Here is a 23,322-nt window from a genome sequence, read left to right as displayed (position 1 = left end):
GTACGATATTTGTTTCACTAATTTTTTAAACTGATGAGCTTACGATCTACAACTGCATTTTTAATTCTTATCCTCTTTTCTTCTTGTGTGGTTACCAAGAAGAAATACGATGATATTCTTGCGCAAAAAGTAAGACTGGAAGCAGATTTAGCTGACAAGGAAGGTCAGCTTGAAAAAGCTAATGAATCTTTGCAGCAACTAGATGAGCGTGTAAAGAAGCTTTCAGCTGACACCACTTCAATGGCGGAAACCCTTCGTGCGCGTGAAGCCCGTTTGAATGACCTAGATAAGGAATATACCCAGCTCAATGCTTATTATAAAAATTTACTCACCAGTAGTGGTAAGCTTAATCGTGATTTGGCGCAGCAGCAGGAGCAATTATTGGCTATTCAGGCAAACCTTGATCGTACACGTAGAATGAACGATTCTCTTAATGTAAGCCTGACTGAACGTGAAAAGAAGGTTCAAGAGTTGGAGAGTGTATTGGCAGCCAAGGATAAGGCTGTGAACGATCTTAAAAATAAAATTTCGAATGCCTTGTTAAATTTTAAAGAGAATGATCTAACAGTAAATGTTAAAAATGGTAAGGTATATGTTTCGTTGGCGGAGCAACTTCTTTTTGCTTCCGGTAGTACTGATGTGGACAGTAAAGGAATAACAGCTTTGCAGCAATTAGCCAAAGCCATTAAAGATCAAAAAGATATTAACATTTTGATTGAAGGGCACACAGACAACGTGCCGATCTCCAGAAAATCGCAATACATGCAGGATAACTGGGATCTTAGTGTGATGCGCGCCACAGCCATTACAAAAATTTTAACCAAGGCTGGTGTTTCTCCCAAGCAAATCACCGCTTCTGGTAGGGGTGAGTATATTCCCCTGGCAGCAAACGACACCCCTCAGAATAAACAGAAAAACAGGCGGACTGAAATTATCATTACGCCTAATCTTGATGAATTGTTTAAAATACTGGAGTCAAACTAAACTTGTACTTTATGGTAAGGATATTAGGACTGTTAATCATCGTTATTGCCATTTTGGCAATAATTGATGTATGGAAAAGGGAGTCCAGCGTGGAGAAAAGGCTGCTATGGACAGTAGTTATTATTTTTTTACCAATTGTTGGTTCGCTTGCCTGGTATGCGATTAGTCGCGGTATAATTAAGCTTTAATTGGTATTCAGTTTTCCGATTGCTGGCAGGCTAACGGTAAATGTAGTTCCTTCATCAAGTTTTGATGAAACACTGATCTCGCCACCTAGCTTTTCAACTGTTTCGTTTACAATGTACAATCCAAGGCCTGATCCCTTGATAGTTTCATTAGCACGATAGAACATCTTGAAAATGTTTAGCATGTGCTGCTCGGCAATCCCAGATCCATTATCAATTACCCTAATGGTTGCCAGGTGGTCGTCATAATCAACTTTTACCTCGATAAAAGGGTTTTCTTTTCGGACGTTATGATATTTGATTGCGTTGGAAATAAGGTTAGCCAGAATGATTTTTAACCTTCGGCTGTCTGAATGGAAAACTCCGTGACCGTTTACGGTAACCATTCTTAGTATTCGGTTTTTTTCATCCAGGTAACGGAGATCATCCAGCACTTCGTGAATCAGGGTATTAAATGAAATTTCTTCCCGGATAATTTCCATACGGGCGTTCCGTGAGAAGTCAATAATGTCGCGTATAAATCCATCTAATCGTTGAATACTCTTTTCAATAAGATCAAGGTAGAGTGGTATATCCTTACCATCGCTTAACCGGGCAACATTGACAAGGCCAAGTACTGATGCCAGGGGGGCGCGTAAATCATGTGAAGCGCTATAGACAAATTTATCCAATTCACTATTTACCTTTTTTAGCTCACGGTTTCGCTTTTCAATATCGGCTATCCTCCATTTGTATATGCCAAAAAGTGAACCGGCTACAAGTAAGGTAAGTAAAAAATAGAACCATTTTGTTTCATAGAAGAAAGGCTTTACATGAAATCTTAATTCGGCCCCTTGTGTATTCCAAAGTTCATCATTATTTGAGGCTATGACTTTAAACGTATACTCACCTGGGGGCAGATTTGTATAAGAAGTTTCGCGTTCCAGTCCGCCATCAATCCATTGTTTATCAAAGCCCTCCAGCATGAATTTAAAATGATTTTGCCCGGGGGCAACCAAACTAAGGCTGGTAAATTGAAAGGTGTACCGGATGTTGTCAGACTTGATTTCTGTTTGTTCACTTTTCTGAAACGTTTGCTCATCCGTAATCAAGCGGGTAATGTAAACCGGAGGAATAATAGGGTTTTCAATTATTCGATCAGGATGAATTACTGAGGCACCACCAATTGTAGGAATCCACACTTCACCGGAGGAAGCCAGCGTAGCACGTGTTGCCCCGGTGCATTCTTTATTTTTCATGCCATCGTAGTTGTTGTAAAGCCGGGTTTTTATTGGATTATTTTTGTTTCGGATGTAGTTAATGGCTTCATCTTTTCGAATGCGAAGTATCCCTTTGTTAGTGGTTATCCATACATTTCCAGCATTATCTTCTACCCAATCGAAGTAGCTTTCGCCTTTAACCTGATGTTCAAGGCCAAGCTGAATAAAATGATTGCCATCGAAATGAAATATGCCGGTATTAGCCACCAGCCAAATGTTGCCCTGTTTGTCAATGTGGATATTAAAAATCAATACACCGGAATCATCATCGGTAATGTGATGCGTTGCCAGGTTTCCATTCGTGTCTACCAACGCTAATCCGCCACCATTGGTGCCGAGGTAGATTGTTCCGTTTTGATCTTGTTCAATGGAAAGAATATAATTGGCACCCAATCCATTTTCTTTGTTGTAGCTGGTTTTTACTTTTCCATTTGAAAATACAATGGCGCCTCCCGCACGTGTGGCCAGCCATAAATCTCCATTTTTATCTTTTAATATCCTTCGGATGTCCTGAGCGGGTAAACCTGATGCAATGTTATACAGGATTTCTTGATCACCTTGCTTTCGAAGCAGCCCGCTGTATGAACCAATCCAAAGAATATCTTTATCAACGCAGATATCCCGAATACCAATATTGTTTAGCGAATGTTTAAGGTCAAGCTTTGCGAATTTACCATTGATGAAGACATCAATGCCTCCACCATCTGTGCCAATGTATAGTTCTCCTTTATTTCCCTCTGCGATGGTGTTTACCAGGTCGAGCGAAAGGCCGTTAGCTTCTGAATAGGTTACGATACCGGTATCTTTCAATCGCAGCAATCCGGCTTTACTCGTTGTGAGCCAAAGACTGCCTTCTTTATCAAACGTAAGTGAAGTAAGTTCAAGTGTTGGCAATCCTTGTGTTTTCGTAAACAGTTCTTCCGTTCCGACAGCTTCATTTATTCTTGCCAGGCCGCGTTCTGTGGCTGCCCATACTGAGCCGTAGCTATCCATGGTAAGAGCGTTGACCTGAATGTTTTGTAATAATGCGACACTTGTAATGCGATCATTCTCCAACACATCCAGCCCGTTAGTTGAGCCTATCAAGATGCGCCCATCGGAAGTTGCATATAGAGCATTGATTACATTTCCGGCAAGTCCGTTTTTGGTTGTGTAGTGGGTGAATACGCCATTTTTAATTTTAACAACACCATTACCATTGGTTCCAACCCATATTGAGCCATGAGTATCTATTGCGAGGGCCATAATGCTGGTGTTGCTTATCGGATCGAAATCTGGTTTTTCAACAATTTCATTTCTTAAAATGAACAGGCCATTATTGTTTGATCCGACATACATGGTACTGTCGGTGACCAACAGGCATCGAATTGAGCTTGGTAATGTGCCCCCTTTGGGTTGATAGGGTTTCAGTGTATTTTTTTCATAAACTACAATGCCGCTGCCCTGAGTGGCCAGCCAGAGTTTATCTCCTTCTTTATAGGTTTGATAAAAAGCATCTGACTGCAGAAAGGGAGTGTTGTCACGATCGAATAATTCAAAGTGGTGCCCATCAAAGCGTAGCAGACCATTGTATGCGGTAATCCAAAGAAAGCCATGATTACCCTGAACCACGCTTGTCAGGTTATTGGAGATGAGCCCATCGTCACCCGTCCATTGGTCAATAGAACTTTGTGAAAGTGGCTTTGATGGCGGAAATGTATTGAGCCTTTCTTGTGCCTGCACATTGGCAGACATAATCAGCACACAGGCCAGCAAAATCCGAGAGATACTCACCTTCATTTCAGAAGTAAATTAGAAAAAACCTGTGGAATTTGAGGATGTGTGCAAAATGTTGTTGAAATAAAAAAGGCCAAATCCGTTAAGAAATGGCCTTTAAAAGTTCACCCGTTGGCATGCTATTCTTTCAGCACCACGGCATCAATATTCCTTTGTTTTACCAGGTTATTGAAGGCCGGGATTTCTTCATCAAAGATTTTCTTCAGGCTGTTCAGGTGTTTGTCAATTTCGGCTGTGATTTCGTTTTTGAAAGCTACCATTTGCTCCGTTGGCGCAAAGTTTCCTGAGCTTGCCAATGAATTCAGGTGTGCCAGCTTGTTGTTAAGCCTTATCGGGAAGTTTAGCGGATCCTGACCACTTCTGTTCTTGGTTTGATACAAGGTTTCTTCAATGGTTTTCATTTGATCCTGAATTGATTTGGCTTTATCAAGAACATCTTTCATGGCTTCCTTCTGATCTTTAATTGGATCAATGGCCCGATTGATTTGCTCGCGGGCCTGCCGTATCTTTTTAATGGCATTGTGGGTTTCGCTTACTTTCGCGAGCACATCCTGTGCAAATTCAAATTGAGCTTTCATATCCGCATCGGTAGCATCCGATCGTGGATCTTTCAGGATTTCAAATTCAGTCTCCTGTGCTTTTCCATTCACGGTAAGCCTTACTTTATAGGTTCCGGGTAAAGCGCGCGGTCCGTTCAATGAAGAAGCCCAAAGGATCAATCCATCAAAGCGATCGGCTTCCGGGTAGCGCATGTTCCAGTTAAACTTGTTCATTCCCGGCTGCTTTAGCGATAGCTTTTCAACTTTGTCTTTTGGATTTGGCTTTGTTGAATATTTCTTGATCAGCTTTCCATCAGGTTGTAGAAACTCCAAACTTACCTCAGCCTTTGCTGTATCTTTTAAGTAGTAATGCACCATAACACCACCTGGGTGATTCTGGCCTGCTGTTCTGGACGCACGACCAAAACTGAAGGCCGGGCCCATGCGATAGGATGGCATGGGCTTGAATAAATATGAGTCACTTGCTGCAACCTGATCACTGAGTTGGTGTAAAGGAGTAAGATCGTCAATTAACCAAAAACTTCTTCCTTGCGTGGCTGCAATCAGGTTATCATTTTTGATGGTAAGATCGGTAATCGGTACGATTGGCAGATTTAACTGGAAAGGTTTCCAGCTAGCGCCATCATCAAACGAAATGTACATGCCTGATTCTGTACCGGCATATAATAAACCTTTTCTTTTCGGATCGGCACGCAGTACGCGGGTAAAATGCCCGGCATCAATACCATCTGTAATTTTTGTCCAGGTTTTTCCGTAGTCTTTTGATTTGTAGAGATAGGGTCTGTAATCACCAAGTTTATAGCGTGTTCCGGCAACGTAAATTCCTCCTTTTGTATGCGGATCAAATTCAACACTGTTGAACATCATAAATTCAGGCATACCTTGGGGTGTAATATTTTTCCATTCTTTTCCGCCATCGGTTGTGGCATACACAAGTCCGTCATCCGATCCGGTAACGATAAAATCTTTTTCGTATGGCGATTCGCCAGCAGCAAATATGGTACAGTAATATTCAACACTGGTGTTGTCTTTGGTAATCGGTCCGCCAGAAGGGCCGAGTTTGGTTTTATCGTTGCGGGTTAAATCCGGGCTTATTGTTTCCCAGCTCTGCCCACCGTTTAATGAAACATGCACATGATTTGAAGTAGTGTAAAGCTTTTTAGGATTATGCGGTGAAAAGAAAATCGGGAAGTTCCACTGAAAGCGATACTTCATATCCTCTGCGCCATGCCCCATGGGGTTGTTTGGCCAAACGTTTACGGCACGACTTTCACCCGTACGGTGGTTTTGCATTTCCAGCAAGCCACCGTAGTTACCGCCATAAACCACATCCGGATCGGATGGATCAGGTGCAAGGTGACCGCTTTCACTGCCGGCCGTTGTTTCCCAATCTTGTTCAGTAATGGCAAAGCCATCGGTACGATGATAGATTCTTACGGTTGAGTTGTCCTGTTGCGCGCCATAAATCCTATATGGAAAAACATTATCCGTTGTAACACGATAGAATTGCGCTGTTGGTTGATTGTGGTAGGTGCTCCAGTTTTCGCCACCATCAAACGTTACCTGTGCGCCACCATCATCGGCCATGATCATGCGCTGGTTGTCTTCGGGTGCTATCCATAAGTCATGATGATCGCCATGTGGTGCATTGGCTGATTCGAATGTGCGGCCTCCATCTTTTGATTTGTGATACGAAACGTTTAAAACATAAACGATGTCTTCATCTTTGGTATCGGCATAAATGCGCGTGTAGTACCAGGCACGCTGCCGCAGATTACGGTTGTCGTTCATCTTACGCCAGGTTTCCCCGGCATCATCCGAGCGGTACACACCACCATTTTCGTTTTCAATAATGGCATACACACGATTGGAGTTAACAGGAGAAACCGAGATGCCCACAATTCCCCAAACGCCTTTTGGTAATCCCTGGTTTGATGTGATGTTTGTCCACGTTTCTCCGCCATCCGTACTCTTCCACATGGCTGAACCATCGCCACCACTTTCAAGGCTATACGGTGTTCTTCTTATTCGCCATGTACTCGCATACATAATGCGCGGATTATTGGGATCAAAGCAAAGATCAATGGCGCCTGCATCGGCATTGGCAAATAGGGTACGCTTCCAGGTTTTCCCTCCATCAATTGATTTATATACTCCGCGCTCATCGGAAGATTTAAATAGATCACCTAATACTGCTGCATAAACAATGTCAGGATTTTTCGGATGTATTCGTATGCGTGGAATGTGGCGTGAATCTTTTAAGCCGATGGCAGTCCATGTTTTGCCGGCATCAACCGATTTCCACATGCCATATCCATACGACACATTACCGCGAACTGTTTTTTCTCCACCTCCAACGTAAATCACATTATTATCCCACTCACTTACAGCTACGGCACCGATTGATCCACCGAAAAATCCATCAGAAATATTTTCCCAACTGTTGCCGGCATCGGTAGTGCGCCAAACACCACCACCTGTGGCTCCAAAGTAGAAGAGGTTGGGTTTACCAGAAACACCGGTTACGGCAGCAGAACGGCCACCCCGATATGGGCCAATGCTTCGCCATTCTATGCCGTTGTAAAGTTTTTCATCATAGCTAACCGTAGTTTTTGCTGTTGATGTAGCGCCTTTTCGTTGTGCCCAGGTTGGCATCCACACCAGGAAAAGACATAATGCGATCAGGTAGAGCTTCTTCATAGGTTTTAGGATAAATTTTTGACGATGATAGCCTTAAATTACTAAATCATGTTGCATTTTTTTATCAATGGCAATTAAAGGCTTTGCACTTGCAAAAGTATTTTTTGACTTTGCCTGTTCAATGCTTTAATCCTATGAAGGAAGGAGACTTTAAGAAGCTTTTCAGTATTCCGGTTATTGTTGCAGCACTCGGTTATTTTGTGGATATCTATGATTTACTGCTCTTCAGCATTGTGCGAATTCCCAGTCTTCGTGGGTTAGGTGTACCCGATGCAGCCCTGTTTGACCAAGGTGAATTTTTGCTTCGGGTGCAAATGGGTGGCTTGCTTGTGGGTGGAATTATCTGGGGCATAATGGGTGATAAGCGTGGTCGCTTGTCCGTTTTATTTGGATCAATTCTATTGTATTCGCTGGCAAACATCGCCAATGGTTTTGTAACAACCGTTGATCAGTATGCATGGCTTCGTTTTATTGCAGGCATTGGTCTCGCGGGTGAGTTGGGCGCTGGAATAACGTTAGTTTCAGAAGTTCTGCCAACACGCTTACGCGGATATGGAACCACGTTGGTGGCCAGTGTGGGTTTATTAGGAGCCGTACTGGCAAATGTAGTTGCCAAGCATTTCGATTGGCAGGTGGCGTATTTTATTGGTGGCGGACTAGGTCTATTATTGCTACTGGCGCGGGTGAGCGTTTTTGAATCGGGCATGTTTTTAACAGTGAAGCAACAAACTGTTGAACGCGGAAATTTCATTTCTCTGTTTACTTCGTTTGATCGGTTTAAGCGGTTCGTGAATTGTATTCTTATTGGATTACCGATTTGGTTTACCATTGGAATATTGATCACCTTCTCTCCGGAATTTTCCCAGGAGATCGGAATTCTGAACCCGATTGTGGCTGGTGATGCTGTCATGTTCAGTTACCTCGGCCTGGTAGCCGGAGATATGAGCAGTGGATTGCTAAGTCAATGGTTCCGATCCCGAAAGAAAATTGTTTTTGTATTTATTCTTCTCACATTAGGATTTGTTTTGCTGTACTTGTATCCTCCTTTTGCCACCGATACATTCTTTTATTTTACCTGTTTTTGCCTCGGTTTTGGTGTTGGCTACTGGGCTTTATTTGTAACCATTGCGGCTGAGCAATTCGGAACGAATCTGCGTTCAACTGTTGCTACCACCGTACCTAATTTTATTCGCGGAACGGTTGTACCCCTAACGTTTGCTTTCAAGTTTTTACGGGATGATACGGGTATAATTATAGGTGCCCTTATTGTAGGAGTTGCTACAATCCTTATAGCATTGCTTGCCCTTCGATCATTGCGGGAAACCTTTGGACGGGAATTGAACTTTGTAGAAGATTGACAGGTTAATATTCCGGTCGGTTGTTTTGAGGCTTTAGAATCTTTTATAATTTGCTGTAGTATGAAAAGTGTTGGAGTTATTTTGATCGCATTCGTTTTGGTCATGGTAAATGACCAGGCTCAAGGTCAGAATATTTCCCTTATCGACAGCTTGCGCAAACAACTTAAGCAAGCAACAGGAAGGGCCCGATTTAATTTACTGAATGATATCGGATTTGAGTATCGCCTTTCCTACCCCGATAGCACCATTTTTTATTGTAATGAAGCGTACACCCTTGGCCTTGAACTGAAAGTTGATAAAGAGCTATCAAAACCACTAAGCTTTATTGGTTTGGCTAATGCCTATAAGGGTGATTATAAATCTTCATTCGATTATCATTTAAAATCTGTTGAAGTGGCTCAGGAGCAAAATGACTCTTCGCAACTGGCTTTTTGTTACAACAATTTTGGGCGCTTGTTCTATGATCAGGGAGATATGACGCGCGCTTATGATAATCTGATCAAAAGCCAGGTCATATTTGAAAAGCTAAAGGATCCTGTAGGTCTTGCTTATGTGTACAGGAGTTTGAGTAACATCTATCGTTCACAACAAGATTACCCAAAGGCCTTGGAAATGGCACTGAAGGCTTACCAGTTGCGTAATCAAATTGGCGATCCCCGTGGGTTGTTATCTGCCTTGATGGAGTTGGGTACGGTATATAGTGAGATGAAAAGTGCTCTTGACGCAAACAGTTGTTTTCAACGAGCCGATTCAATCGCTGTGAAGATTGATGATCATATCAGTTTGGCGGAAATTAAATTAGGATGGGGTGAATTTCTTTCGGCTAATGATAGCATGGATCATGCAGCTGAATTGGCTGACGAGGCCTACACCATTATTATTAAAACGGATAACATTCGTCTGTTGCCAAGGGCAAATCTATTAAAGGGCATCGTTTATTATAAACAGAAGGATTTTAAAAACTCCAGAATTTTTTTGGACAAAGTCGCCCGCATTAATAATCAAACTCATCTTGATCTGCAGCGTGACGCAAATTTTTATTTAGGAAAAATCAATGAACGTGAGGGTCGGTTGGCCGAGGCTACGGCCTACACAAATAAGTACCTAATTTTAAAGGAGTCATTACAAAGTGTTGAATTGGCTCGCCAGATTGAGAAACTTCAGTTTCAATTGGAGATTGAAAAGAAGGAACGTGAAAATGAGATGCTTAAAGTAAAACAGGCTGAGGCCGATGCATTGGTTCGTCAGAAGCAATTGGAGAATATTATTCTTATTGTCATAACCGGTTTTGTTACCGCTTTGTTTCTGATGCAGTGGCGCAACAGTAAGAAGCGGCAAGGTGCCAATGTTAAGCTCGCTAATCAGAACGAGAAAATTGAAAAACAGCGTCAGGAGATATCGCAACAAAATGAGAAACTGGAAAAACGTAATACAGAGCTCTCAGATATCAATCATGAGAAAGATACACTGATGAATATTGTTGCTCATGATTTAAAATCTCCATTGAATCGGATAAAGGGTTTATCAGACTTAGTTGAAATAGAGGGCGAACTCAATACAAATCAAAAGAAATATCTTGGGTTGATTAAAGATTCTACGCGTTCGGGATTGGATTTGATTACGGATTTGCTGGACGTTAATGCGTTGGAAGTAAATCGTGAACCCGAATTTTCAATATTTAATTTAAGTACGTTTTTAACAGAACGTGCTAATGCTTTTCGGCCGGGCGCTTCGGCCAAGGCAATTGAGATTGCACTGGAACAGCATGTAACTGAACCTATCGAATCTGATCAGGAGTATTTGTCTCGAATTATGGACAACCTGATATCCAATGCCATTAAATTCTCTCCACGGAATACGATTATTCAAATCAACTCTGAAATGAAAGGTGATCTTTTTTCTATCTCTGTAAAAGATCAAGGCCCGGGATTCAACCCGGCTGATATTAAGTTCATGTATCAGAAATTTAAAAAACTGACTGCTCGCCCAACAGGTGGTGAAAGCTCCAACGGCCTTGGATTGGCCATTGTAAAAATTCTTGTCGATCGGTTGGGTGGTAAAATCGATTTGAAAACAGAGGTTGGTAAGGGAAGTGCATTCGAAATACTCCTTCCTATTCGACCAATAAGTTCGCTTGTTTAGGATTTATTACAGCGAGAACTCGACAGCCAATATAAAGCAATTAACTTCATTAAGGGGGTAATGCACTAGAATGCCTGATTCTAAAGTCATTTATCGAGAAAACTGATAAAAATACTACACGCTTGCACCTGGGTATTTTTTCTATGAGTAGTTTTGCGGTATGAAATGGTTAATAACTGTAGGGTTTGTATTGATTTCAGTTAGTGTTAAGGCACAAACAGGTCATTTACCGAAAGAGGAAAGTTCACGCATGACGCAGGATCAACGGGTGGTTTATGAAACCGATAGAAAAACAAAGCGTGGCAAAAAAGACATCAGCCTGAAGAAACGCGTTAAGGTTGCAAAGAAGACTGATAAAAAAAGCAGAAAAATTTCGCAGCCAAGAAAACAAAAATCCAAAAAGGCGAAAGGCAAGTAAAGAACCCGAGTTACACCCGATCCAGTGCTTGCTGCAGGTCACCTATCAAGTCCTCTCCATCTTCAATGCCAATGCTCAGGCGGATGAGTGAATCCACGAGTCCGTTCTTGATGCGCTCTTCTTTGGGAATGCTGGCGTGCGTCATGGATGCGGGGTGATTGATCAGTGACTCCACACCACCAAGCGATTCAGCCAGGGAAAATAATTGAACACTTTTCATTAACGTAATAGCCTTTTCAAGGCTATCGTCTTTCAGGGTAAAGGAAAGCATCCCTCCAAAGTCGCGCATTTGTTTTTTTGCAATGGCATGATTGGGGTGATCGCTAAAGCCAGGCCAATATACCCTGCCAACTTTAGGATGATTCTTTAAAAACTCAGCCACTTTTTTTCCATTCTGGCAATGACGTTCCATGCGCAGGTGTAATGTTTTAATTCCTCGTAGTACCAGAAATGAATCCTGTGGGCCAGGAACAGCGCCACATGAATTTTGAATGAAGGCCAATTCCTGATAAAGCTTTTCGTTGTTGGTTGCAAGCGCACCCATAATGACATCCGAATGTCCGCTCAGGTATTTGGTTACCGAGTGCATCACAATATCAGCACCGATATCAAGCGGATTTTGTAAATAGGGTGAAGCAAACGTATTATCAACGGCAACCAGCAAGTTGTGTTTTTTGGCGATGGCGACACAAGCTTCAATATCGATGATGTTCATCAATGGATTGCTGGGTGTTTCCAACCAGATTAAACGTGTTTTACTGTTTATATGCTGATTAATGTTTTCAGCATGTGTCAGGTCAATGAAATGAAATTTAATCCCCAGTCGCTCATACACCCTTTTAAACATTCGGTATGATCCACCATACAAATCATTTGAGGTGATCACCTCATCACCTTGATTCAGCAACTTAATAACCGTATCGGTGGCCCCCATTCCGGAAGAAAAGCAAAGTGCGAATTGCGCATTTTCCAGGGCGGCAATGCTTTTTTGCAGCGCATTTCGGGTAGGGTTGGCTCCACGGGCATAGGCATATCCCTTATGTTTTGCAGGTTCCTCTTGTACATATGTTGAAGTCTGGAAAATCGGGGTCATAATGGCCCCGGTTGAAGGATCGGGCTCTACCCCTGCGTGAACTGCTTTTGTACCGAATTTCATCTTATTTGAATGGTTTCAAAGTAAATCGCTAAAGTAATAAATAGTTTGATCGCCAAATTTTGTAGCTTACTAAAATAATCTCTCCTAACCCTATGAAAAAAATTACCCTCTCATGGCTCACAGGCAGCCTTTTGCTCGTGTGTGTATTTACTATTTCTTCTTTTGCCCAAGTCGGTATTGGCACAAATAACCCAAATCCACGTGCAGTACTTGAACTAAGGTCTCCTAATAATAACCAGGGGTTTTTGGTGCCACGTTTAACCACAGCGCAGCGAACAGATGCCGCATTTGTTTCATCGCTTACCGATGGGGATAAAGGTTTGCTTGTATTTGATTCTGAAACTGATAAGTTTTATTACTGGAGTGGAGCAGGGTGGACAGGTATTGAGGATAGTGCCGGCACAGACAGCCAGACACTCAGCTATAATTCCGGCACAGGCTTGCTAACTATTTCAGGTGGCAATAACGTTACGATTACTGGAACTTTACCAGGTGGAGCAGCAGGAGGAGATTTGAGTGGAACGTACCCCAACCCCACGCTCGCCAATAATGCTATAACTTCGGCTAAAATTGTAGATGGTACAATCAGTACCGTTGATATTAGTGATGGATCTGTTACTGACGCTAAAATTTCAAGTGTTGCTCCAGGTAAATTAAGCGCTGCTGGCGCAGTTGCCGGGCAGGTGCTCAAATGGAATGGAACATCTTGGGCTCCGCAAGCCGATAATACTGGCACGGGTACGGTAACAAACATTTCAACGGGTGCAGGGCTTACAGGTGGCCCAATAACCACAACAGGAACCATTACTTTATCGAATACGGGTGTAACCGCAGCATCGTATGGAAATGCCACAACCGTTCCTCAATTTACAGTCGATGCCCAGGGAAGAATTACTGCCGCATCAGGCATTACAATAGCGGGTGTTGCGCCAGGTGGTACGGCAGGTGGCGATCTTACGGGTACGTATCCTTCGCCAACAGTTGCCAACAATGCGATTACCACTGCCAAAATTTTGGATGGCGCTGTATCGGATGTAAAAATTTCTACAGTAGCTCCCGGTAAGATTACACAAAGCGGAGCAGCACCGGGACAGGTGTTGAAATGGAATGGAACGGCATGGACTCCCCAAGCCGATAATACAGGAAGTAGTGGCACAGTTACGAGCATAACAACGGGTGCGGGATTAACGGGTGGGCCTATAACTACAACCGGTACAATTGCTTTGACAAATACAGGAGTAGCGGCAGCAACATATGGAGGAGCAACAACAGTTCCGCAATTAACGGTCGATGCACAAGGGAGAATTACGGCTGCATCAGGCGTTGCGATTGTAGGCGTTACTCCGGGAGGAGCCGCATCAGGTGATTTAACAGGAACCTATCCTGGTCCTACAGTTGCATCAACTGCCGGAAATAATGTGGTTACAGCCGTTAACAACGCGGCAACAACCGGAACGATAAATTCAAACCGTCTTAATGCCGCAGTTGTGCTGGATACAGAATCTCCTTCAGCAGGAGATGTGTCAGGTTCTTATTCTGCAGGGTTGAATCTGGGGAATACTACCGTTACAGCGGGATCGTACGGATCGGCCACGCAGGTAGCCACGTTTACCGTTGATGCAAAGGGAAGACTAACAACTGCCGGCACTGCAGCAATTTCTGGGGTAACACCAGGCGGTGCAGCAGGCGGTGATCTGACGGGCACCTATCCGAGTCCTTCAGTTGCATCAACTGCCGGAAATAATGTGGTTACTGCTGTTAACAATGCAGCCACCACCGGAACGATAAACACAAACCGATTAAATGCAGCCGTAGTGTTAGACACAGAATCGCTCGTAGCCGGAGAGGTAATAGGCTCATATTCTGCAGGATTGAATCTTGGTAACACCACAGTTACAGCGGGATCATACGGATCGGCCACACAGGTGGCCACGTTTACCGTTGATGCAAAAGGAAGATTAACAACTGCCGGCACTGCAGCAATTTCTGGTGTTATACCAGGTGGTACAGCAGGTGGTGATTTGACAGGAACGTATCCCAATCCAACAGTAGGAAACAATGCAATCAACTCGGCAAAAATTGCCGATGGGTCAATTGTAAATGCAGATATAAGCGGTAGTGCAGCGATTGATGTAAGTAAATTGTCGGTAGGAACACCGGGGCAAATTTTAACAACCTCTGGAGGATTGATTGCTCAATGGTCTGCGCCTGGCGGAACTACGTTGATAACTGCTCCTGGAACGAGAAATTTATTTGCCGGCTCACCAATTGGAACAACAACAACCGGAGAGGATAATGCATTCTACGGTTCGAATGCTGGAGGAACAAATACATCCGGAAGCTACAATGTTTTTATTGGACGCGGAGCTGGTCAAAATAATAGTACGGGCGGACTAAATACAGTAATTGGTTGGTTAGCTGGCTCCGCTACAACAACCGCTACATTTAATGGAAATACATTCGTTGGTGCTCAGGCTGGCCAAGTTACAACTGGAGGTCCTAATACATTTATTGGAGAAAGGGCAGGAATTGCAAATACAACCGGAACACAGAATTTATTTGCTGGGAATAGAGCTGGTGATACCAACACTTTCGGCACACAACATACTATTCTAGGGTATTTTGCTGATGTTAGTGCCCCAGGTTTACAAAATTCAACCGCTATTGGATACAATACAACAGTTGATGCAAGTAATAAGGTAAGAATTGGCAATACTGCTGTCACTGTAATCGAAGGCCAGGTTGCATTTACTGCTGCATCTGATCGAAGATTAAAATCAGAGATAAAGTCACTTGATGTTGGTCTCGACTTCATCATGCAGTTGAATCCGGTTAGCTATGAAATGAGGAATTTTAATGATGGTAAACTGAACTGGGGATTTCTTGCTCAGGATATTGAATCATTGGTTGGCGATGAAAATGCTATACTCACTATTGGCGGTGACGCTGAACGCACCCTTGGCTTGCGTTACACAGATTTTATTGCCCCGTTGGTAAAAGCCGTGCAGGAGCAACAGAAGCTGATTGCTGAGTTAAAGGAGCAAATTGAGCAGAACAGACTGGAACTCGAAACCCTGAAAATAGATGTCAAGGCATCAAAACAACCGGGTTCAGTCAGTAATTCAGCCGGCAACGACTAGATTTTAGCTAAAATAACTCAATCAAGTTACCTATACGCTTAATCTCAGATCAATATTCCGTAATTTAGTGTTCACTCGATTAATTCCGTATTTGAAATGCACCTGAAGACAATGAAGTGGTTAGTTTTTATTGTTATTCTTTGCCCGATCGTACTGTTCGGACAAGGATTTTATATCAAGAATGGGGCCACCGTGAGTGTTGAAGAGAACTTCATACTTGCTGTCAGTGATAGCCTGGTTAATCAAGGCACATTAATTAATAACGGGTCGCTGGTTATGGGTGGCGTATGGCTGAATACCGGAACGTATATTCCCGGTGACGGCAGGATCACATTCAATAGTACCAGCACAGAACAGATTATTAACCACAATGCCCAGGCGTTTAGTTGGCTAACCATTGAGGGGGGCGGAGTAAAAAAGTTTCTGGCAGATATTGTGGTGGAACGCGAGCTGATTCTCAACGATGGTATTATGGTGGCTGAGAATAATTCCAAAATTATTTTTGATAGCGATGTAATCATTACTGGTGGTTCAGACGTAGCACATGTTAATGGTGCGGTGCAACACTCCGGTGCGGGCACAAAATTATTTCCTCTAGGAAATGGGTCCGTGTATCTGCCTGTTCAACTTAATAATTTAACAGGCTCACCAGAGGTACGCGTTTCTGTCACTGAGCTAAATGGATCGATTATCTTACCTACATCTAGTTCACTAAACGCAATTTCTGACCAGCGTTATTTCACCGTTGAGCCTGTCTCGGGCTCTCTTCAAAATGCAACGGTAACACTTCCGGTTCGCAATGAGGATGCATTAGGAGTTGGAAACATTGTTATTGTTCAATCTTCCAATCTTACAGATCCGTTTACTAATCTTGGTCCGGCTACACTTACCGGCTCACTTTCGAATGGAACAATAACCAGTACATTGGCTCCGACTGAAGTGCTGTTGGCATTGGCGCGCGCAGACGTATCCGGAATTTTGGTGTATAACGCTATAGCGCCAAATGGCTATGAAGCCAATCGCTACATGCAGATTGCCAATTTGCCGGAAGGAAGTATGGTTACGATTTACAACCGCTGGGGCGACAAAGTTTTTGAAATGGCAGGGTATGATGATACCGTTGCAGGCAAACGATTTGAAGGCGTTGGATTGGATGGAAAAGAACTTCCTTCAGGTAATTATTTTTACAAAATAGAATTGCCAGATGCCTCTCCGTTAACAGGATTTCTTTCCTTAAAGCGGTGACTTTTAGTTACAGTTCAGGTATTTAATCAAACAAAATCAGTATTGTCATGATTCGAAAGGTAAAGATTCTTTTTGCGTTAATAGTTGTATCAACGTGTGCATTTGCACAGGTAGGTATTGGAACGGATAACCCCAACGCAAAGGCTGTATTGGATTTACAATCACCCGGAAATAATCAGGGGCTTTTGGTACCGCGACTTACAACTGCTCAGCGGACTTCCATAACGGGATTAACTGCTGGCGAAAAGGGTTTGTTAGTTTTTGATACCAGCGATAACAAATTCTATTACTGGAGTGGAAGCGCGTGGATTGTTATTGAAGATAGTTTTGGGACGGGCACAGTAACAGCGATCAATACAGGGGCAGGCCTCACAGGCGGGCCGATAACCGTTACCGGAACCATTGGCCTTGCTGATGGAGGCGTAACAACTGTTAAACTGGCTGATGGATCGGTAACAACTGCAAAAATTGCTGATGGTACAATTGGCACGGCTGACATTGCCAATGGTGCTGTGACCGGTGCAAAACTTTCGAACACGGGTGTAACGGCTGCAACATATGGTAGTGCTACTACTGTCCCTCAGTTTACAGTGGATGCCCAGGGGCGGATTACATTAGTAACAAATGCCACTATTGCAGGTGTTGCTCCGGGTGGCGCAGCAGGTGGCGATTTAAGTGGAACTTATCCAAATCCAACGGTTGCCAATAATGCTATAACATCAGCAAAAATTCTTGACGGCACAATTGCTACCACAGATCTGGCCGATGGTTCTGTTTCTTCAGCAAAAATTGCTGACGGAACAATTGGAACAGTTGATCTGGCTAATGCTTCCGTAACGGACGCGAAGATCAGTAATGTGGCACCTGCAAAACTGACGCAAAGTGGTGCTACAACCAATCAGGTTTTGAAATGGAATGGAACAGCCTGGGCTCCTCAAACCGATACTCAGGGAGTTACCAGCATAACTGCCGGAACAGGTTTATCGGGCGGAACAATTATATCCACAGGCACCATTGCCATTGCTGCCAATGGTGTTACCGCTACGGAATTACGAAGCGATGCTGCTACGGATGCGAATCGTGCGGTTACCACTAATCACATCCGCGATAACGCCATTACTACGGCAAAAATTACTGATGGTTCGGTTACCAGTGCCAAACTTTCAAACTCAGGAGTAACCGCTGGTGTATATGGCAATGCAACGCTTGTTCCCAGAATTCAAGTGGATGCGCAAGGTAGAATAACTGTTGCTTCCAACGTTACCATTGCCGGTGTTGCTCCAGGTGGCGCTGCGGGAGGTGACCTAACCGGAACGTATCCGAATCCTACGGTAACGACCGGTGCGATTACGTCAGCAAAAATTCTGGACGGTACAATAGCAACAGCTGATCTGGCAGATGCTTCAGTAACAACGGCAAAAATTCTTGATGCGACTATTGCCACCGCTGATCTGGCCAATGGAGCAGTTACCGATATAAAAATTGCGAACGTTGCACCAGGTAAAATTTTGCAGGGTGGTGCCGCAGCGGGACAGGTGTTGAAATGGAATGGAGCTACCTGGGCCCCCGGAACGGATAACACGGGTGGTGGAGGTGTTGGCGGAAGCGGAACAGCCGGTCAGGTGGCGTTCTGGACGGGCACGTCCAGTATTGCTGGTGATGGTAATCTGTTGTGGGATGAAAAGGATCTTAGATTAGGCATTGGGTTGCCGCCACAATTTAATTTCCATTTTGGTGGCTCGCATGGCGTTGTTTTTACGATAGCTGCTCAAGGGAATTATTTGGTTGACCCGAAGGATTACGTAATTATTGCAGACCCTGAAACCAATGAAATATTATTACCAGATTCAGATGCTGAAAGAGGACGTATTTTAATCATTCGCGCGTCTGGAGCAAAGGCAGTGACCATACGTTCAGCGAGTGGAAAGGATACGATTGATCAACTGGCAGGTATACAAATATCAGCAGCTGATAACGGTAGCCTTTATTGCATTACATTAATAGCAGTAGGGAATGGAAACTGGTTTACGCTTAATAGGGCAAGGCTCTAACAAATCAGAGCGCCCGATCAGTATCAAACTTTTCCAGGTAATCGGCTACACGTCTTACAAAGCTTCCGCCAAGTGATCCATCCACTACGCGATGATCGTAGGAGTGTGAGAGGAACATCTTATGACGGATGGCAATTACATCTCCATAAGGAGTCTCCAATACGGCCGGTTTTTTCTGAATGGCACCAACAGCCATTATACCTACCTGGGGTTGCACAATAATGGGCGTGCCCATCACATTGCCAAATGAACCTACGTTGGAGATGGTGTACGTTCCGCCCGATAGTTCATCAGCTTTGAGTTTATTATCACGGGCTCGCGATGCCAGGTCGTTTACAACTTTTGCCAAGCCTGTAAGACTATATTGATCAGCATTTTTGATTACCGGAACAATCAGGTTGCCGGAAGGCAACGCAACGGCCATACCGATATTAATATCTTTCTTCTTAATGATACGATCGCCATCTACCTGAATGTTGATCATCGGAAGATCTTTGATGGCCTGTACGAGCGCTTCAATAAAAATCGGGGTGAACGTAAGCGCTTCATTGTAACGCTTCTGAAATTCGCCCTTCATTTTGTTTCGCCAGAAAACAATGTTGGTGACATCGACTTCAACAAATGAAGTAACGTGTGGTGAAATACGCTTTGAATCAACCATGCGCTCCGCAATCATCTTGCGCATGCGGTCCATCTGAATGATTTCATCACCACCACTAATGGAAACCGGAACACCTTGTGGAGCCTTATATGCCTGTGCAGTTTGTATACCCTTACCTAGCTTGCGGTTTTCGAGGTAAGCCAGTATATCTTTCTTGGTTACCCGTCCTTCCTGGCCTGTTCCAGGTATGGTTTCCAGTTCAGCAACAGCAATGTTCTCTTCTTTTGCAATATTTTTTACCAGGGGTGAGTAAAAACGCGAGGCCGACTTAAAATCGGAAACATGATGCGTGGATCCATTTCCATTCACCGGTTGGCTGACAACCTGCTCTTCTTTTTTGATTTCCGGGCTGACTTGTTTAGGCTGATCTTTTTTCGGTTCGCTGGTGGTAACGGTATCACTTTCGGTAGAAATAACGGCAATGGGTTTGCCCACTTTCACCACGTCACCTTCTTTGGCCAGAATTTCTTTCAGCACACCGGCATGAGTGGAGGGAACTTCCGTATCCACTTTATCGGTGGCCACCTCTAATACCGACTCATCCTGCTCGATTTTATCGCCCGGCTTTTTCAGCCATGACAAAATGGTGGCCTCCATAATACTTTCGCCCATTTTGGGCATTACCAGCTCAACAAGCGCCATAATTCAATCGTTTACGGGGGCAAAGTTAGCATTTTTGATGTGTTATAGAACAGCATTTCCGGGCTGTATTCAACCGTAAAATCAAGCCCTAAAACTGATTTCAATCGCGTGCTGGAGTGACGATTATCATTCTGTTTAAGTATATGCTGGGGTAGCTTCAAACACGTTTAAACACAATTAATTATGGATACGCTAACTGTTGATAGACCGACTTCAAAAGCCACCAAAACCATGACTACTGAAACCAAATTTGTATACGCTTTTCAAGAGGGCGATGGAAAGAATAAAAAACTGCTGGGCGGCAAAGGCGCCAACCTGTGTGAAATGACACAAATCGGGTTGAATGTGCCGCCCGGATTTGTGGTAACCACCGAAGCTTGCCTGACTTACCTCGATACCAACAAAAAATTGCCGGCTGGACTGATGGATCAGGTTCATATTCAGATGAGTGAATTGGAAAAAGCTACGGGAAAAAAATTCGGAGATGGAGAAAATCCATTGCTCGTGTCCGTTCGGTCCGGCTCTGCGATGTCAATGCCGGGTATGATGGATACCATTCTGAACCTGGGATTGAATTCAGTTACCCTGCAGGGATTGATCAAACAAACCGGTAACGAACGATTTGGCTATGATGCGTACCGCAGGTTTATTCAGCTGTTCGGCAAAGTGGCATTGGGTGTGCCCGATGAAAAATTTGATATTCATTTTGAAGAAATCAAGAAACGTGCAGGGGTGAAGGTTGATGTTGGATTAAGCACGGAAGATTTAAAAGAGATAGCCGATCGGTTTTTATTGGTTGTAAAAGAACAAACCGGCAAACCATTCCCTGAAGATGTATACGAGCAACTTGAGATCGCCATCAAAGCTGTATTCAATTCATGGATGGGTAAACGGGCTGTCGACTATCGCAGAGAATTCAAGATTACACCGGAGATGGCCAACGGTACTGCGGTAAACGTGGTGACCATGGTGTTTGGCAATATGGGTAATGATTGCGCCACAGGGGTTGGCTTTACCCGCGATCCGGGCACCGGAGAAAATGTGATGTATGGTGAATATCTTACTAATGCCCAAGGCGAAGATGTCGTTGCCGGTATCCGCACACCTAAACCCGTTGCTCAACTGGCGCAGGAAATGCCAGAGCAATACAGGCAATTAGAAGAGCTCAGAAAAAAACTGGAATCGCATTACAGAGAAGTTCAGGATTTCGAATACACCATTGAAAAGGGTGTGTTGTATTGTTTGCAAACGCGCAATGGAAAAATGAACACCACCGCGTTGGTGCGTACATCTGTGGAAATGGTAAAGGAAAAACTCATCACAAAAGAACAAGCCTTGCTTCGCATTAAGCCCGACATGCTGGAGCAGTTGCTTCATCCACGTCTTGATTCCTCCAATAAAGAGGAACCATTGGCACAAGGTTTACCGGCATCACCGGGAGCAGCTTCCGGTCAAATTGTATTTGATGCAGACAGGGCAGAGACGCTCGGAAGGGCTGGTGAGAAGGTGATTCTTGTTCGTGAAGAAACCAAACCGGAAGACATTCATGGCTTCTTCGCATCGCAGGGGATACTTACAAGTCGTGGTGGAAAAACTTCGCATGCTGCGGTTGTAGCCCGAGGCATGGGCAAACCTTGTGTAGCGGGTGCGGAAGGTATTCATGTAGATGTAAAACTTCGGCAGGCCACTATCGGTGATAAGATTTTGCATGAAGGCGATTACATTACCATAGATGGTGGAACCGGTAAGGTGTACAAAGGCATGATACCCATGGTTGAGCCAACGTTTTCAGATGAGTTGAAAACCTTATTGGGATGGGCGGATGAATTGGCGATGTTGAAAGTGATGGCGAATGCCGATACACCCGAGGCTGCTCAGAAGGCGTTGAACTATGGCGCTATGGGTATTGGCTTGTGCCGTACGGAGCGCATGTTCAATGCGGTTGATCGGCTGCCTATCGTGATTGAAATGATTTTAGCAGCTACTACCGAAGAACGGGAAAGCGCACTCAACAAGTTGAAAGAAATGCAGCGTCAGGATTTTGAGCAAATTCTGACCACAATGGCCCCACGGCCTGTTACCATCCGGTTGTTGGATCCTCCCATTCATGAGTTTTTGCCTACCGAAGATGTGCTACGGGATGAATTGGATCACCTGGTGCATTTGAAGGAAACGGTAAGTGGTGTGAACAACCTGTTCAGTAGTCTGCGGTTGCTGCATGCCGACTTGAAAATTGCTGAAAACGCAACGCATCCATTCAATGCCTCGGGTGCTGAATTGGTAGGACAAGCCATTCAGAAGAAGGAACAGATGTTACGGAAGGTAAAGGAACTTCATGAAGTAAACCCAATGCTGGGTCATCGTGGTGTTCGGTTAGGGATTACGTATCCTGAGATTTATAAAATGCAAATACAAGCCATACTGGAAGCTACCGCTGATTGTCAGTTGAAAGGCGTGAAGGTTCACCCTGAAATTATGGTGCCGCAAGTTGTGGCTGCAGAAGAATTAAAGCTTATCTCTGAATTTGTTCAGGTAGCAAAATCGAAGTTAGAACAGGAACGAAGCATCAAGCTTATGTTTAAATTTGGTACTATGGTTGAAGCTGTTCGTGCTTGTTTACAGGCAGAAGAACTTGCCGCCACAGCCGACTTCTTCTCATTCGGTACCAATGACCTTACGCAGGCCACATTTTCTTTCTCTCGCGAGGATGCCGAGAATAAATTCCTGCCTTACTACATCACACATGGAATTCTGAAAGAAAATCCGTTTGAAGTATTGGACAGCAAGGCGATGGGAAAACTCATGCGAATGGCAGTACAGGATGGTCGCAAGGGAAATCCGGAGCTTAAGGTTGGTATTTGCGGTGAGCATGGCGGTCACCCCGAGTCAATCAGGTTCTGCCATCAGATAGGACTTAACTATGTTTCTTGTTCCGGACCAAGAGTGCCTGTGGCACGACTGGCTGCTGCGCATGCCAAACTTGGTGAGTCGGGTTACAACAGTTTGTAGTCAGTCAATAACTCTATATGTCACCCTGATCGATAG

13 protein-coding genes are annotated in these 23,322 nt (G+C 44.0%); 9 read left to right on the top strand and 4 right to left on the bottom strand.

Features of this window, described 5'->3' with window-relative positions; all coding sequences use genetic code 11:
- The first annotated feature begins 33 nt into the window (after positions 1-33).
- Positions 34-984, top strand: a complete 951-nt coding sequence (locus tag QY309_13500) for an OmpA family protein (protein WKZ58883.1) — start codon at positions 34-36, stop codon at positions 982-984.
- 11 nt (positions 985-995) lie between these two features.
- Entirely contained in the window at positions 996-1,172 is a 177-nt protein-coding gene (locus QY309_13495) for a PLD nuclease N-terminal domain-containing protein (protein ID WKZ58882.1), read from the top strand.
- Here QY309_13495 and QY309_13490 read toward each other — a convergent pair.
- A complete protein-coding gene (locus QY309_13490) occupies positions 1,169-4,207 on the bottom strand; it encodes a two-component regulator propeller domain-containing protein (protein WKZ58881.1) in 3,039 nt (1,012 codons plus the stop codon). The genes QY309_13495 and QY309_13490 overlap by 4 nt on opposite strands.
- Positions 4,208-4,323: 116 nt before the next feature.
- Positions 4,324-7,464, bottom strand: a complete 3,141-nt coding sequence (locus tag QY309_13485) for a glycosyl hydrolase (GenBank protein ID WKZ58880.1) — start codon at positions 7,462-7,464, stop codon at positions 4,324-4,326.
- Positions 7,465-7,598: 134 nt separating this feature from the next.
- Here QY309_13485 and QY309_13480 point away from each other — a divergent pair, with 134 nt between their 5' ends.
- From QY309_13480 to QY309_13470, 3 genes are all read left to right on the top strand, one after another.
- Complete coding sequence (locus QY309_13480; protein ID WKZ58879.1) at positions 7,599-8,822, top strand: MFS transporter; 1,224 nt, start codon at positions 7,599-7,601, stop codon at positions 8,820-8,822.
- Positions 8,823-8,882: 60 nt separating this feature from the next.
- Positions 8,883-10,964 carry a tetratricopeptide repeat-containing sensor histidine kinase gene (locus QY309_13475; GenBank protein ID WKZ58878.1) on the top strand — a complete coding sequence of 694 codons (2,082 nt, stop codon included), beginning with the start codon at positions 8,883-8,885 and terminating at the stop codon, positions 10,962-10,964.
- A gap of 160 nt (positions 10,965-11,124) precedes the next feature.
- Positions 11,125-11,382 (top strand): hypothetical protein, encoded by a 258-nt coding sequence (locus tag QY309_13470; protein ID WKZ58877.1) that lies wholly within the window; start codon positions 11,125-11,127, stop codon positions 11,380-11,382.
- Positions 11,383-11,392: 10 nt separating this feature from the next.
- Here QY309_13470 and QY309_13465 read toward each other — a convergent pair whose 3' ends face one another.
- On the bottom strand, positions 11,393-12,538 hold the full coding sequence (locus QY309_13465) for a PLP-dependent aspartate aminotransferase family protein (protein WKZ58876.1): 1,146 nt from the start codon (positions 12,536-12,538) through the stop codon (positions 11,393-11,395).
- Between the two features lie 92 nt (positions 12,539-12,630).
- On the opposite strand from QY309_13465, the gene QY309_13460 reads away from it, so the two are divergent.
- From QY309_13460 to QY309_13450, 3 genes are all read left to right on the top strand, one after another.
- The gene (locus QY309_13460) at positions 12,631-15,678 is read left to right on the top strand and encodes a tail fiber domain-containing protein (protein WKZ58875.1); all 3,048 of its coding nucleotides are present in this window, start codon (positions 12,631-12,633) and stop codon (positions 15,676-15,678) included.
- 96 nt (positions 15,679-15,774) lie between these two features.
- Entirely contained in the window at positions 15,775-16,923 is a 1,149-nt protein-coding gene (locus tag QY309_13455; GenBank protein WKZ58874.1) for a gliding motility-associated C-terminal domain-containing protein, read from the top strand.
- Between the two features lie 47 nt (positions 16,924-16,970).
- Positions 16,971-18,974 carry a hypothetical protein gene (locus QY309_13450; protein ID WKZ58873.1) on the top strand — a complete coding sequence of 668 codons (2,004 nt, stop codon included), beginning with the start codon at positions 16,971-16,973 and terminating at the stop codon, positions 18,972-18,974.
- A gap of 4 nt (positions 18,975-18,978) precedes the next feature.
- Here QY309_13450 and QY309_13445 read toward each other — a convergent pair whose 3' ends face one another.
- On the bottom strand, positions 18,979-20,277 hold the full coding sequence (locus QY309_13445) for a dihydrolipoamide acetyltransferase family protein (protein WKZ58872.1): 1,299 nt from the start codon (positions 20,275-20,277) through the stop codon (positions 18,979-18,981).
- 183 nt (positions 20,278-20,460) lie between these two features.
- On the opposite strand from QY309_13445, the gene ppdK reads away from it, so the two are divergent.
- Positions 20,461-23,286, top strand: a complete 2,826-nt coding sequence (gene ppdK, locus QY309_13440) for a pyruvate, phosphate dikinase (protein WKZ58871.1) — start codon at positions 20,461-20,463, stop codon at positions 23,284-23,286.
- Positions 23,287-23,322: the final 36 nt, after the last annotated feature.

The organism is Cyclobacteriaceae bacterium, assembly GCA_030584025.1.
GTDB lineage: Bacteria > Bacteroidota > Bacteroidia > Cytophagales > Cyclobacteriaceae > UBA2336.
Note: the sequence above shows the minus strand (reverse complement) of the source record. Positions and strands in the feature narration are given on the sequence as shown.